Source organism: Sphingobacterium puteale (assembly GCF_050986225.1).
Classification (GTDB): Bacteria; Bacteroidota; Bacteroidia; order Sphingobacteriales; family Sphingobacteriaceae; genus Sphingobacterium; species Sphingobacterium puteale.
Map to the genome: position 1 here is coordinate 5,058,777 of NZ_CP158959.1, position 13,940 is coordinate 5,072,716.

At 44.4% G+C, this 13,940-nt stretch carries 12 protein-coding genes; 6 read left to right on the forward strand and 6 right to left on the reverse strand.

All coding sequences use genetic code 11. The features are described 5' to 3' along the window. Positions 1-42 precede the first annotated feature (42 nt). Both nirD and nirB read right to left on the reverse strand, forming a co-directional pair. The gene (gene nirD, locus ABTV71_RS21350) at positions 43-390 is read right to left on the reverse strand and encodes a nitrite reductase small subunit NirD (RefSeq protein WP_433900982.1); all 348 of its coding nucleotides are present in this window, start codon (positions 388-390) and stop codon (positions 43-45) included. 34 nt (positions 391-424) lie between these two features. Beyond that, positions 425-2,941: a nitrite reductase large subunit NirB gene (gene nirB / locus ABTV71_RS21355; RefSeq protein ID WP_433900983.1), complete on the reverse strand. Its 2,517-nt coding sequence runs from the start codon at positions 2,939-2,941 to the stop codon at positions 425-427. Positions 2,942-3,141: 200 nt separating this feature from the next. On the opposite strand from nirB, the gene cobA reads away from it, so the two are divergent. Then, positions 3,142-3,903 carry a uroporphyrinogen-III C-methyltransferase gene (gene cobA / locus ABTV71_RS21360; RefSeq protein ID WP_433900984.1) on the forward strand — a complete coding sequence of 254 codons (762 nt, stop codon included), beginning with the start codon at positions 3,142-3,144 and terminating at the stop codon, positions 3,901-3,903. A gap of 92 nt (positions 3,904-3,995) precedes the next feature. Here the strand turns inward: cobA and ABTV71_RS21365 are convergent, their stop codons facing one another. The 3 genes from ABTV71_RS21365 to ABTV71_RS21375 form a co-directional block, all read right to left on the reverse strand. Further along, complete coding sequence (locus ABTV71_RS21365; RefSeq protein ID WP_147430306.1) at positions 3,996-4,310, reverse strand: hypothetical protein; 315 nt, start codon at positions 4,308-4,310, stop codon at positions 3,996-3,998. A gap of 94 nt (positions 4,311-4,404) precedes the next feature. Next, on the reverse strand, positions 4,405-5,412 hold the full coding sequence (locus ABTV71_RS21370) for a hypothetical protein (RefSeq protein ID WP_121122524.1): 1,008 nt from the start codon (positions 5,410-5,412) through the stop codon (positions 4,405-4,407). 410 nt (positions 5,413-5,822) lie between these two features. Continuing rightward, positions 5,823-6,419, reverse strand: coding sequence for a hypothetical protein (locus ABTV71_RS21375; protein WP_121122526.1), 597 nt, complete (start codon positions 6,417-6,419; stop codon positions 5,823-5,825). A 428-nt stretch (positions 6,420-6,847) separates the two neighbouring features. Here ABTV71_RS21375 and ABTV71_RS21380 point away from each other — a divergent pair, with 428 nt between their 5' ends. The 5 genes from ABTV71_RS21380 to ABTV71_RS21400 all read left to right on the forward strand — a co-directional run bounded on the left by ABTV71_RS21380 (position 6,848) and on the right by ABTV71_RS21400 (position 10,701). Further along, the gene (locus ABTV71_RS21380) at positions 6,848-7,294 is read left to right on the forward strand and encodes an Hsp20/alpha crystallin family protein (RefSeq protein WP_121122528.1); all 447 of its coding nucleotides are present in this window, start codon (positions 6,848-6,850) and stop codon (positions 7,292-7,294) included. A 75-nt stretch (positions 7,295-7,369) separates the two neighbouring features. After that, a complete protein-coding gene (locus ABTV71_RS21385) occupies positions 7,370-7,660 on the forward strand; it encodes a hypothetical protein (RefSeq protein ID WP_121122530.1) in 291 nt (96 codons plus the stop codon). A 211-nt stretch (positions 7,661-7,871) separates the two neighbouring features. Then, positions 7,872-8,726, forward strand: a complete 855-nt coding sequence (locus ABTV71_RS21390; RefSeq protein WP_433900985.1) for a COG1470 family protein — start codon at positions 7,872-7,874, stop codon at positions 8,724-8,726. A gap of 24 nt (positions 8,727-8,750) precedes the next feature. Further along, on the forward strand, positions 8,751-9,746 hold the full coding sequence (locus tag ABTV71_RS21395) for an ABC transporter ATP-binding protein (RefSeq protein WP_121122534.1): 996 nt from the start codon (positions 8,751-8,753) through the stop codon (positions 9,744-9,746). Continuing rightward, entirely contained in the window at positions 9,709-10,701 is a 993-nt protein-coding gene (locus tag ABTV71_RS21400; protein WP_121122536.1) for an ABC transporter permease, read from the forward strand. Before ABTV71_RS21395 ends, ABTV71_RS21400 begins: the two co-directional genes overlap by 38 nt. 142 nt (positions 10,702-10,843) lie before the next feature. Here ABTV71_RS21400 and ABTV71_RS21405 read toward each other — a convergent pair whose 3' ends face one another. Further along, complete coding sequence (locus ABTV71_RS21405; RefSeq protein ID WP_121122538.1) at positions 10,844-13,939, reverse strand: efflux RND transporter permease subunit; 3,096 nt, start codon at positions 13,937-13,939, stop codon at positions 10,844-10,846. Position 13,940 lies beyond the last annotated feature (1 nt).

Genomic DNA, 13,940 nt, shown 5'->3' on the forward strand with positions numbered 1-13,940 from the left:
TATTTACGTTAAAAGTTTTCCATTTAAATAGCTGCGAAAGGCCTAAGCGATCATTCCGATATACACGTTCCCGTTTTCAACTTTAACAGGGTAAGTCTTAATGGCACATTCATCACCGGATAGACATTCCCCCGTATCCAGTGCGAAAGTTTTTTTATGAAATGGACAAGCTACCTTAGGCGTATCCCCAAGGGATCCTAACATTCCCCTACTCAAAATCATCTGCCTTTTATGCGGACACTCATTCTGGGTAGCATACCACTCATTACGCCGGGCAAAATAAAATAAAGCCACCTGCTCATTGTTTAATTTGAGACAGACCCCACCATTTTCGATAGCATCCTCAATTTTGCAGGCTTGAAGCCATTGTGTGTCTAGTTGCGTTTCCATGTGATTTTCTTTAAAAAGGTTTTGTATTATATGTTTAAATAGTTTTAAGGTTCCAATCAGCGGCTTTTTTCTGTCCACGCATCGTATCGAAACGTACAGTATCATCTTTTTGATCAGGCGCATTGACAAAGTGCACAAAACGCTTACGAATATTCGGGTCCTCTACTGCAGCTTTCCATTCACAACGGTAGCTATCCACTAATTTCTGCATATCGCTCTCCCAAGCTTCCCCCATACCGAGGCTATCTTCCACAACAACATTCCGCAAATAGTCTATTCCACCCTCCATTTTATTGAGCCAGGGTGCAGTACGGGTCAGCGGATCTGCAGTACGAATGTAAAACATCAAAAAACGGTCGATGTAACGGATACAGGTTTCACTGTCTATATCTGAGGCCAGCAATAAGGCATGCTGTGGCTTGCTTCCTCCATTACCACAGACGTAGAGATTCCAGCCTTTTTCAGTTGCTATAATTCCAAAATCTTTACTTTGTGCTTCGGCACACTCCCGAATACAGCCGCTCACGGCCGACTTAAGTTTATGTGGAGCCCGTAACCCCCGGTAACGCTCCTCTATACGTATCGCGAATGAAACACTATCGTGGAGACCAAATCGACACCAGGTACTGCCGACACAGCTTTTTACAGTACGCAGTGCCTTTCCATAGGCATGTCCACTTTCAAATCCGGCAGCAATAAGCTCTTCCCAGATAAACGGGAGGTCATTGAGGTGTGCACCAAACAGATCAATGCGTTGTCCTCCCGTAATTTTTGTATATAAATTATATTTTTTGGCTACTTCACCGATGACGATCAATTTGTCTGGTGTAATCTCACCTCCCGGGATCCGTGGAACAACAGAATACGTCCCTCCTTTCTGAATATTGGCCAGGTAGCGGTCATTACTATCCTGCGCCACATCATTTCCCTTGCCCAAGATCATTTCATTCCAAAGACTGGCGATTAACGAAGACACCAAGGGTTTGCACACTTCACAACCATGTCCCCTACCCAATGCATCCAGCACGTGATCATAACTTTTTAGCTCGTGAATTTTGATCAGGTCGTACAGTTCCTGACGGCTCAGGTCAAAATGCTCACATATTGTATTACGGATATATTTCCCCTGTTGTTTCATGGTGTAGTTGACCAGATCTTTTACCATAGGTACACAGCCACCGCAACCCGAACCAGCTTTGGTACATTTTTTAACAGCCTCCGCATTTTCGCAATTATGTGTAATCACCGCATCACAGATCTGCGCTTTGGTAATCCCTTCACAACTGCAGATCAATGCCTGATCCGGTAGGGCTTCCAATCCCGAAGAAGCCGATTTGCCCTCACGCTGTTCGCCAAACAGTAGCAGTTCGGGATGCTCAGCCAAAGGCATACTATTGTTGACCATTTGCAGGAGCATGTTGTAACTGGTAGCCTCGCCCACGAGAATTCCACCGAGCAGGCGCGTACCGTCCGTACTAACGTTCAATCGTTTATAGACACCTTTATTGCGGTCCTCCAGCAGGATTGTCCGCGCATAAGGCTCGCTGACAAAAGGGTCACCAAAGCTAGCCACATCCACCCCCATCAGTTTTAATTTGGTACTCATATCAAAGCCTTTGAATGACTTTTCTTCCCCGATGATGTGTGTAGCTGCAATTTCTGCCATTTCGTAGCCTGGAGCAACCAGACCATAGATCATATCATTGACCAGCGCACACTCCCCGATGGCATATACAGCAGGGTCGGAAGTCTGCATCTGGGCATTGACAAGTATTCCGCCACGTTCTCCGACTGCTAATCCAATTTTTTTTGCAAGCTCATCCCGCGGACGGATACCAGCAGAAATCACCAGCATATCTGTTTCGAGCACCGTACCATCGTTAAAAGCAATACCGGTAAGGTGTTCATCTCCGAGTAACTGGCTTGTCGATTTTTGTAATAGGCAGCTTAACCCCAATTCAGCCAACTTAGCTTCTAAAAGGGCGCTCGCGCTTGTATCGATCTGCCTGGGCATCAATCGCGGTGCAAATTCAATCACTGACGTCTCTTTGATCCCCAGATCAACAAGCGCTTTTGCGGCCTCTAAACCCAAAAGTCCGCCCCCCATAACTGCTCCTCTTCTCGCTGTTGCGGCATAAGCTTTGATCAATTCAAGATCTTCGATGGTGCGATAAAGAAACACACCTTGCTTTTCTACACCGGGGATGGGCGGAACAAAAGCTGCGGAGCCTGTTGCAAAGATGAGGTAGTCATAATGAGTAACTTGCCCCTTTAATGAACAAATCTCTTTTTTACTTAAATCTACATCAACAACGGGATCATTTAAATGAATTTTAATATTATTCTCAGCGTACCAATCGTTTTTTGAAAGAAAAAGTTCATCAATCGATGAAATTTTGAAGTAATCTGTCAGATGTACGCGATCATAGGCACGAATTGGCTCTTCTGCAAACACCGTTATTTGTAGATCGGGAGATTTTTGTTTTAATTTTTCACAAATCTTATTCCCAACCATACCATTTCCAATAATTACAATATTTTTTCTTTCCATAGCATCTGTTTTTTTGTCAAAAAAATCAATTATATGATTTCACAGCACTAATTTATGAAATAAAAAATCAAAAAATCAACAAAAAGATGATTTTTATCATATTTTTTCATTAAAAAACTTATAAAAATTGAATATTTAGTGATATTAATCATAATTTTTAATACATTTACATATATAAACACAGCAAATTCAGACAAACCATGAAAAAATCAACCGAAAAATCACTATTTATTGTTGGAGCTGGCCCAGGAGACCCAGAATTACTCACCATTAAAGCTTATAAAGCGATACAAAATGCGAAAGTTATCCTATATGACAACTTAATCAACGAGAAAATCCTCAATATAGTGGACAAAAACTGTATAAAACGTTATGTTGGCAAGCATCCATATGGCAAATACGTACCACAAGAAGAAATAAATGACCTTATTCTTTACTATTGTCAAAATTTTGACCATGTGGTGCGCTTGAAAGGCGGCGACCCCTATCTTTTTGGACGTGGTTTTGAAGAATGGCTCACCGTGAGAGACCAAAATATAAATGTTACCTATATTCCGGGAATTAGCAGCATGCAAGGTGCGGGTCTCAATAGCATCCCGCTCACGCATCGTGGTGTAAGCGAAGGTGTATGGGCATTGACCGGTATGAAAAAAGATGGCAGCCTATCGGCCGACCTTCCACTAGCTGTCCAAAGCAAATCGACCGTGGTGATTTATATGGGGATGCGTAAACTTGATGAGATTGCACGTACTTATGTGCTCTATGGCAAGGGAGATACACCCGCGGCCATTATACAGCACGCGAGTCTGCCACAACAAAAGCAGGTTTTATGTAAAGCAAAAGATCTTGTGCGAGCTAGTCGGGAGAATGGCCTCGGGCACCCGGCCATTATTGTCATCGGTGAGGTCGTCAATTTACATCATGCTGTTTCAATCGCTATGGAACAACGTCATATTGTATAACTCAAAGATATGTAATCAAACAGTGCACAATTGGTACCAGAATAAAAAAAGCCCCATCCGGAGGCTCTTCTATCATATTATGTGGTATTTTTCTACCAATTGTTATTGGACTTGCTGTCATTGATATGTTTGGAGAAATTACCCATATATTTAGTAATGAATGCATCTAATCCTTCCTGCAAGCTTTTTCGGGCCACTTTGCCATTGCTACCATATAGCGCTTTTTTTGACATGAAATGATTGGTACCGTTCAACGGATATTCACCTCCGCCTGGCGACTCAAAATATTTGTAATTCGGTGCGAACCTTATTTTCGAATCTTTGAAATCCAAGGTAGTCTTATAATAAAAATCATCGTACGTTTTTGAACCCAGACAGGTCGTATTAACAGCCTTCTGCTCCATCACATCGATCACAATTTGTTCGCCTTCGATTTTCGTTTTTACTTTCTCTTCTTTGACCCGTCAGCAGTATCGACAAAATCCTTCACGATATTTTCATTTACCTCTCCCGCCTAGGCATACTTAAAATGTCTTCCTGCTCCTTAGCTTCCCGTTTACTCAATTCCATCAGATCTAAATCAGGATGATAAATGGATTGGTAGTTATTTGAAAAGATAAACCGAAAATATCTGGCCGTTCCTGCGGCCTCCGCAAACTTTTTCGGATCTTCATAAAATGATTCCTTACCCATATACTGTTCGCCGGGCATTGCAAGTGCCCTACCCGTTTTATCCTTGTCCGACCATCCGTCCTGACGGTTAAAAAAGGAGATATCCGATTTATAGTTTTGATATTGACCCTGATACACATGTGTCTTCTTCTTCGGATCCGTATACGTTAGCTTAAAATTGATATCATCCACAAAATCAATCTTATAGGCGGTCTTTTCTTTTCCGAATACAATTCTCATCTCATTGTCCTCCGAATTTGATGGTGATCTTTCGTATTTGGCTTGAAAATACCAGGTTGTATGCTGAAGCGGATAAGTCTCCGTAGCAGGAAACGTGTAATTATCTGAAGAAAAAGGAAATTTTTGTCCTTTGTCATAGATCAGCAGGAATTTTATAGTATGAAGCCGCTTACTGTCAATGGCGGTATCGCTGGCGATCATATACCTAACCACAGGATTGTTAAACGTAGCTTGATAGGTGTTCGCATCGATCTGCTCGAGCTTAGGCTCATAATCAAGCAAGCGCGCTCTAAAAACGCGAAGATCGGCGGCCGTATTATAAGTCAGCAACAGTTCATTCTTATTGTCCTGCTGTCTGGTGGACAACGACAATCTTTCCTTGGTCTGCGGATGTATATAGAGGCTATCATTTACCCGCTGGAATCCTGTTGGTAGCAGATAGTTTTCGTTTAACCGAACAATTTTATCTGCTTGAACCCCTTCATCGGTATACAGATGAATGAAATTTCTTGGATAGAATTTCTGTGCAAATAGGCTATTCCCCATACTGCATATCAACATCAGCAGACTCAGCAACCTCAGTATTTTTCTGTTCATTTTTGTTTTTTATGATCTATTTGACCCTAAAGATAGAAACAACATCGTAGAAGGCGGATCTATTTTAATATTCGCATTGGATCAGTTATGATTCGCGGAATTCTGCAAAATATAGCTGACTCCTTATCTCTAAACCTTAAAGGTAAAAGTCAGCGCAAAATACAGGAGGACAAGCCAGATCAGCAGAAAGACGCCATAAGCCGGCTCAGCTGCCCCATGTAATTCATCAACAATATGGCAACGACAACATGTAGGCAAATAGCGATCAAGCTCAACCCGGAGTTGGACATAACTTTATATTTATTAGCAAATATAATACATTTGATATAAGGCCGTACAACCCCATGTCATCGATTAAGCTGAAAAGATAATTCGAGAGTCACTTTACAGGCAAAAGCCCGGCATTCATGCTAGGCTTTTATTTTTGGATCTATCCAATAAGCAGTGTGCTGTGTGTGGCTAAAAAATTCCATGGGTGTCACGTGACAGTCCATGGTATCCTGCAATCCCCCGTCGGTATAACTTATCAGTTCTTCGGAGGGGACAACCATTCCCGTTAGGATAGCCGATTCATCCAGACAGTTTAAATCGGACAATAGGACATTGATATTGTTGGATACAACCCATTGTTCCATCTCTGCTTTGGTCAGCTGCTGTACCCTTTCGGCCAAAAATTTAGCTTCCTCAAGTTCCTTTTCGACACTATTGGGATAAAATAGCTTGAGGAATGCAACATACTTATCAAAATGTTTCGTGCGGATGGCTTCGTTGCGCAGGAATTGCCTCTCCCCCAATTGTCCGTACTCCTTCGCATATTTACGCAGTTCCAATTCCGACAATTCCCGATCCGACCAGTGTGCCAGCTCCGACAGAGCATACACATCGGTGCCCTGTCCATCACATTTATTTAGATATTCCCAGACATCCCCCTCAACGATTTTGGGTTTATTATGTTCCAGGATGTTATATCCCTCGCCAATCCACGCTTCAATTTGTTCCCGTTTCATATATCAATTTTTAATTTAACACCTACTCCCTAATCGACAAACACCCATCCAACCGTGTCAAGTCCGGCAGCATGTACGATCCATCGTCCCGATTATTCTATCTTATAAACAATCGGCCGGAGCCGAAAGTTTCCCACAAAAAAAGAAAAGGCCAGGAACATACAAGAATCCTGACCTTTATAACTAAGTTATCCATCAAATGGATTATCATAAGGACAAGATCCAATTGGAAATAGTTTAAAAAAACTTCAACGAGCCATTTTTTTAAAAAGCGCTATTTTTTCTGTCAATTTATCATGTAAAATTTGACAGTTTTGGTGCAAAAATTTCAGTTTTTTAAGCTCGGTATTTTTTTTGTGGACTATTTAATACAGTCGGCCGGCTGGCAAATTTAAATTATTGTTAAACTTCATTAAAAGGAGGTTACTATGAAACTTGCAAAAAGAAACTGGAACAACTTTTCACTTTTTTCGCCCATGTTTGATAATTTTAACCGTGAGCTTTTAAATTGGGACAACAAAAATTACTCATCAACAAGTACCACCGTTCCTGCGGTCAACATCAAGGAAAACGGAGATACCTTTGAGGTCGAGGTTGCAGCACCCGGCATGGCAAAGGACGATTTCAAGGTAACGCTTGACGGCAACCTGTTGACGATTTCTTCTGCTAAGGAAGAAAAGAATGAGGAGCAAACAGACAACTATACACGCCGTGAGTTTAGCTACCAATCTTTCCAACGTAGCTTTGAACTTCAAAAAGATGTCGTCGATCAAGATAACATTCAGGCGCGTTATGAAAATGGCATGCTGCGGTTAACCATACCCAAAAAAGAAGAGGCCAAACGAAAAGAACCGCGGCTTATCGAGATATCTTAAGATCCAAATAGCAACTTTAACGTGGTTAGCCTCCAGTGGAGGCTAACCTATTTTTTAGTCTTTAATACAAAGATTATGAAAACATCGAATTATTATATTGAATTACAGATGTACTGCCACGGACGTTACATCACTATCGCCAGTTTTGACCAGAACAGCTGCGAAAAGATTATTCATGAATTATTTGATGAATTACTTGGTGACCATCAAGCCTCGGACATCCGACGATTGCGTATCAATCTTCTACTGAACGACACTGAGGTTTCGAAGACACAATTACGATCAATACACTGTACACTGGATGAATTGGCAGAAAACACCAAGATCATCATCAAGAAGACCTTCCGGTCAGTAAATTTCGACTGACGGCAGTCCGTTCTGGCATTCAGGACAAATTATCGGCTTAAAGTTCATTTAAGCACACTTTTTTTACAATTGTTTTTTCTTTCACCCTTGATTTTTATCAAATTGATTTTTAATTTGGGAGCGGTTTTTTCAAAAAAGGTACCTGATACCGCAAACCGACATTTTTTAAAAGCTAATATTCTATTTAAATATAAATTTTAGTTATTGGATCATGTTAACAAAATTACTAATTACAAACACAGACCGACATTTTTCTTTCAGGCCATTTTTTATCGCACTTATTGTGCTGGCAAACAGCCTTTATCTATCGGGGCAAACCGCAAAACCGCTCAAATCCAGTTTTGAAGCGAGGTTGATCAATATTGAGGCCCCTAGCAATGAACCTTTTCGTTATACGACGACCCTGACCAATGGATCTGCTCAATTAGTCAACTACAACTTGAATGCACAGCTACCCGACGGATGGCAGATTAGCTACCGCGTAGAAGGGTCACAAGTGACTTCCCTACAGATGCAGCCCAATAAAGTACAGGAAATCAGCATTGAAATCAGTTGCCCCATCACTGCTAAGCCCGATAAATATAAAATTCCGGTAAGAGCTATATTTTCACAAGATACCCTACAACTCGATCTGGAAGCAGTCGTCAAGGGCTCTTATGCACTTGAGCTGACCACACCAAGTGGAAGACTCAGCGACGAGGTCGTATCCGGCAGCAGCAAGGAAATTCTGCTTAAAGTCAAAAACACGGGCACACTCCCCCTAAACACATTGGACCTCAGTTCACAGCTACCCAGTAGATGGGAAGCCACCTTTAACCCCACCACGATCAAACAGCTGGAAGCAGGCAAATCCGTAGACGTTAAAGTCAACCTAAAGGTTCCCGACAAGACTATCGCCGGTGATTATGCGGCCAAATTCGAGATCAAATCGTCCAACAGCAATGCTGACATTTCGTTCCGCATGATCGTCAAGACCTCCCTGTTATCGGGTTGGATTGGCATGCTGGTCATCGTATTGGCCATTGGTTTGGTGTATTACCTCATCCGCAAATACGGACGTAGATAAGGGGGACACATAAAGATTATCATTATGAAGGATCCTATCATTCAACTGACGGGTCTGACCAAAAGCTATGGCAAAGTAATCGCCGTAGACAAGTTGGACCTGCAGATTTATCCCGGAGAAATCTTTGGCCTACTCGGACCCAATGGTGCCGGCAAGACGACCAGCATTCTGATGATGCTTGGCCTGACCGAACCCACGGCTGGTACGGCCTATGTCTGTGGCCATAATGCCACCCGCAATCCGATAGCTGTCAAACGCAAAGTGGGCTATCTACCAGACAACGTGGGCTTCTATCCCGAGATGACCGCATTGGAAAACCTCTGTTTTATTGCCGAGTTAAACGGGCTTACAAAATCCTATGCACAGGCCTGCGCCAAAGATATGCTGCATGTCGTGGGTCTCGAACAGGAGATGCATAAAAAAACAGGTGCCTTTTCCCGTGGGATGAAACAGCGCCTAGGCTTGGCCGAAGTGCTGATCAAAACACCTGAAGTTGCCATTTTGGACGAGCCTACCCTCGGTATCGACCCCAAAGGTGTCGACGAATTTCTGGAACTTATTAAGCGGCTCAGCAAAGAGCATAATCTCACGGTACTGCTCTCTTCACACCATCTGCACCAGGTACAACGGGTGTGCGACCGCGTGGGCATCTTTGTCGGCGGAAAGCTGCTGGTCGAAGGATCGATCGAGCACCTGGCCCACAACCTGCAGCAGCAGGAAGGTGTCACCACAGCGATCACGCTGGAAGCCCCGGGCGATATGGCACGCTTTGAAGAAGCGTTAAAAACCCTGCCCGGATTCCGCAAGCTTACCGTAACCGGCTATTCGATAGAGCTGCAAACCGATGCCGATGTCACTGCTGCTGCTGTGCGCCTGCTTGTAAATAGCGGAGCAAATGTCGTCGCTGTGAGCCGTAACGATTATAAGCTCGACGATATCTATAACACATATTTTGAGAATAGCATAACAACAAAAACTGCACATGAAAAATCCAACGGTTTCTTCAAAAGATATCAATAGCCACCCCGCGGCCGCGATGCAGGTATTGGTCAGCAAAGAAATCGCCGCACATATCCGCAGCTGGCGTTTTAACATATTGATCCTGCTTATCGTGCTCACTTTTGGGGCCTCCTTATACGTTTCGAGCATGGGCCTAAAAGACGCTGTCAGCAATATGCGTGATCCAGACCAGTCGTTTCTGTACCTCAAGCTGCTGACCACAACGGACAACTCGATTCCTCCTTTCCATGTATTTCTGAATTTCCTGGCCCCTTTGCTGGGCATCGCACTCGGTTTTGATGCCATCAATGCGGAGTACAACAATGGTACGCTCACTCGTCTGATGGCCCAGCCCATCTACCGCGACAATCTGCTGTTTGCCAAGTTTTTGGCCCCGCTGATTGTTGTAGGCACTTTATTTATTGCACTCGTACTACTGATGATCGGTGGTGGTCTGCTCGGCACCGGCGTAAGGATCGAGCCACAGGAACTGCTTCGTATCCTCGGATTTACTTTAATTAGTGTACTGTATGTAGCCTTCTGGCTGAGCCTGGCCATCCTGTTGTCGATACGCTTTCGTCAGCCGGCCACTTCGGCGCTTACGGCAATCGGGATCTGGTTATTTTTCACCGTATTTTTTCCGATCCTGGTCAATCTGGCGATCCGACCTTTCTTGCCGAATCCGAATTATATCTCAGAACAGGAGTACCTAGCTTACAATGAACTGATCCTAAATCTTCTTCGGCTATCACCAAGCCAGCTTTATACCGATGCCACGACGACCCTGCTGATGCCTTCGGTACGCAGCCTTGGTCCTATTGCCATGGAACAGATGGTGGGCGCCATTCCTTCACCGCTCTCGTTCCGGGAAAGTTTCTTGATGGTCTGGCCGCAGGTAAGCGGACTCACAGCCGCCATGATGATCTGTTTTGCCTGGTCCTATTATATTTTTATGCGAAGAGAAATACGGAGCTAAATAGCGCTACGGGATCCGATTGATTGCATAACGTGCCTAAGCCAACCATGCGGGGATCCTGCTCTAAAAAAATAACAAAGGCTGCACTGTCCGATAGGACAGGCAACCTTTGTCAAGTATATAATGAATAAAAAATGGGTACTTAATCTTTATTTTCCTTTTTGTAAGCCAAGTAGAATACGATGGGCAGAATGGAAAAGGAAAGGATCATACAGATAATCAATCCACCGACAATCATAATGGCCAAGGGTTTCTGGATTTCAGATCCCATGCCATTGGACAGTGCTGCAGGCAATAAACCCATTGCCCCCATGAGTGCAATCATTAAGATCGGTCTGATCCGGCTTTTTACCGCTTCATAAATAGCAGGTTTCAAGCCCATCTTGTGCAGCAGGTTTTCCTTCATGACGCCTATTAAGACAATTCCATCGATCGTTGCCACGCCAAATAGAATAATAAAACCGATACCCGCCGAGATCCCGAATGTCGTCCCCGTCATCCACAGGGAAACAAACCCGCCGATAAATGCAAAGGCAAGCGTCAGGGAGGAGATCAGCGTATCTTTAAGATTGCCAAAATTGGCGTAGAGCAAGAGCAAGATCAATAACAGGGAAACCGGTACCACGTTCATCAGCTGTTTGGTGGCCCTTTCCTTGCTTTCAAACTCACCGGCCCAGACAACCTTGTATGACTTGGGCAACTTAACGTCAGCCGCGACCTGTTTTTTCGCATCTGCGATGGTACTGCCCAGATCCCTGCCTTCAATATTAAATCCGACACCGATGTAACGGGAATTTCCGTCGCGATAGATAAATGCCGGTCCAGTGTGATAGTCGATGGTTGCGATTTCCCGCAGCGGTACCTTCTGGTCGTTCATCGTCGGGATAATGATGTTTCCGATCTTTTCGGGGCTGTCCCGATACTGTTTCTGAAAGCGCAGGCGCACATCAAAGATGCGCTCATTATCGTAAAAGTGCGTCACGGACTGCCCCCCGATTGTCATCTCTATGACCGACTGCACATCCTTGGTGGACACACCATATTTTGCCATCTTCGAATCGTGCAGCTGAATCCGTAGTTCTGGTAAGCCGATATTTTTGAACACATTCACATCCGTGACGCCATCCACCTTCTTAAGCGATTGGGCAAAGCTATTTGCTTTATTTTCCAGATCCTGCAGATTTTCACCAAAAATCTTGATTACCAGCGGGCTTTTCACACCGGCCACGTATTCCTCCACATTATCCTGAATCGGCTGGCTGAACCCAAAATTAATCCCCGGAAAGGTCTGTAGGCTATCCCGCATCTGAGCGATCAATTTTTCCTTGGGTATCTTCCGCTTCCACTCCCCTTCGGGCTTCAGTTCAATGTTAAATTCGATATTAAAAAATCCGGTCGGATCCGTTCCGTCATTGGGCCGGCCCGTCTGCGTCATAATAAAATCAATCTCATCAAACTGCTTAATCAATTTGGTTTTCATTGTTTTTGTCAACTTGACCGATTCCTCCAGGTTGACACTATTAGGCAAGGTCGCACGGACATAAATGGCACCTTCGTTGAGCTTGGGCAGGAATTCCGAACCGTAATGGCTAAAGCGCACCATACAAACAACCAGCACCAGTCCAAAAAGTGCCAAGGTCCATTTCGGATGATCAAAAGCCTTTTTGAACCCACTAAAAATTACCTTTCGGCTGACCCTGGTTATTTTATTTTCATCCTCTTTGATATTCGTCTTCAGCAGATACTTACACATTGCAGGCACATAGGTCAGACTCAGGACCAGGGAGCCCAGCAGGGCATAGCCGAGGGTAAAAGCCAAAGGTGAAAACATCTTTCCTTCCACCTTTTGAAAAGAGAAAATCGGTGTCAGTGCGACAATCAGTATCAGTAAGGCAAAAAAGATATACCCCGCCACCGAACCCGCGCTTTTTTTAATGATCCCCAGTTTGGATACCTTGTTGAAGCGGGCCGTACCAAGCCGGTGCGCCTCCTTTTCCAGGGAGACAAAAACCGTCTCCACGATGACCAGCGTCCCTTCGAGCAGCAACCCAAAGTCCAGTGCCCCCATGGAAATCAGATTCGCCGGCAGCCCTTGAATTTTCAATAAGATAATCGCAAACAGAAAGGCCAATGGAATCACTGAGGCGACAATAAAAGTCGTTTTCCAGTTGTTCAAAAAGATAAAGACGATGACTGACACCAGGATAACCCCCTCAATCAGGTTTTTTGACACGGTATGCACGGTGTTGTTCACCAATTTTGTGCGGTCGATGACCGGTTCAATCTTGACATTTTCCGGCAAGATACGGCCGTTCAATTCCTCAATTTTTTCTTTCAGCCGCGTTACTACCGCCGATGGGTTTTCACCCCGGAGCATAATGACGATGCCCTGTACCAGATCATCGTCCTCATTGAGCCCCACCTGCCCCAGCCGCGGCTTGGCACCCAATTCTATTTCAGCCACATGCTTGACCAAAATGGGCGTGTTGCCCACCACTTTGATCAAAATATTGCCAATATCATCTATTTTATCCAGCAGTCCCACACCACGCACGACATAAGCCTGGTTACCTTTTTGTATCACATCTCCCCCCACATTGATATTGGAACGCGATACCGCTTCATACACATCCAATGGTGAAAGGTTGTAGTTGGCCAGTTCCGTTGGATTGATCTTTATTTCATAAATCTTTTCCTCACCACCAAAGCTCACGACATCCGCTACCCCCGGCACCCCGACGAGTTCCCGTTCGATCACCCAGTCCTGAATCGCAGAGACCTCCTTGATCGGCAAGTTGCTCTTGATCACATAGCGGAAGATTTCCCCTGTGGCCCCCGAAGGTGGTTCGATGGAGCTTTCGGCCCCTTCCGGCAGATCAATGGAGCGCATCTTATTACCCGCATACTGCTGTGCGTAGAAGTCTTCCACAGCATCCTCAAATTGCACCGTCACGACAGACAGCCCAAAAAGCGAGATGGACCGAACATCCGTCTTTTTCGGGATGGTATTCATCTCCTTGGTGACGGGCAGCGTAACGAATTTCTCAATTTCTTCGGCACTGCGCCCCGGCCATTGCGTGATGATCCGAACGCGTGTATTGGTCACATCCGGGAAAGCTTCAATCGGTGTATGCAGGTACGCATAAATTCCGCCGAACAATAAGGCCAGCGTAAAAAACAGCACCACCAGTGAATGTTTCAGTGAAAATGAAACGATATTTTGTACAACTTTCTTCATC

Bases quoted from the DNA above. Each gene is read 5' to 3' on its own strand.
- ABTV71_RS21385 (WP_121122530.1), top strand. From the start codon at position 7,370: ATGAAAACATCGAATTATTATATTGAATTACAGATGTACTGCCACGGA.
- ABTV71_RS21390 (WP_433900985.1), top strand. From the start codon at position 7,872: ATGTTAACAAAATTACTAATTACAAACACAGACCGACATTTTTCTTTC.
- nirD (WP_433900982.1), bottom strand. From the start codon at position 390: ATGGAAACGCAACTAGACACACAATGGCTTCAAGCCTGCAAAATTGAG.
- cobA (WP_433900984.1), top strand. From the start codon at position 3,142: ATGAAAAAATCAACCGAAAAATCACTATTTATTGTTGGAGCTGGCCCA.
- ABTV71_RS21370 (WP_121122524.1), bottom strand. From the start codon at position 5,412: ATGAACAGAAAAATACTGAGGTTGCTGAGTCTGCTGATGTTGATATGC.
- ABTV71_RS21395 (WP_121122534.1), top strand. From the start codon at position 8,751: ATGAAGGATCCTATCATTCAACTGACGGGTCTGACCAAAAGCTATGGC.
- nirB (WP_433900983.1), bottom strand. From the start codon at position 2,941: ATGGAAAGAAAAAATATTGTAATTATTGGAAATGGTATGGTTGGGAAT.
- ABTV71_RS21380 (WP_121122528.1), top strand. From the start codon at position 6,848: ATGAAACTTGCAAAAAGAAACTGGAACAACTTTTCACTTTTTTCGCCC.
- ABTV71_RS21375 (WP_121122526.1), bottom strand. From the start codon at position 6,419: ATGAAACGGGAACAAATTGAAGCGTGGATTGGCGAGGGATATAACATC.
- ABTV71_RS21405 (WP_121122538.1), bottom strand. From the start codon at position 13,939: ATGAAGAAAGTTGTACAAAATATCGTTTCATTTTCACTGAAACATTCA.
- ABTV71_RS21400 (WP_121122536.1), top strand. From the start codon at position 9,709: ATGAAAAATCCAACGGTTTCTTCAAAAGATATCAATAGCCACCCCGCG.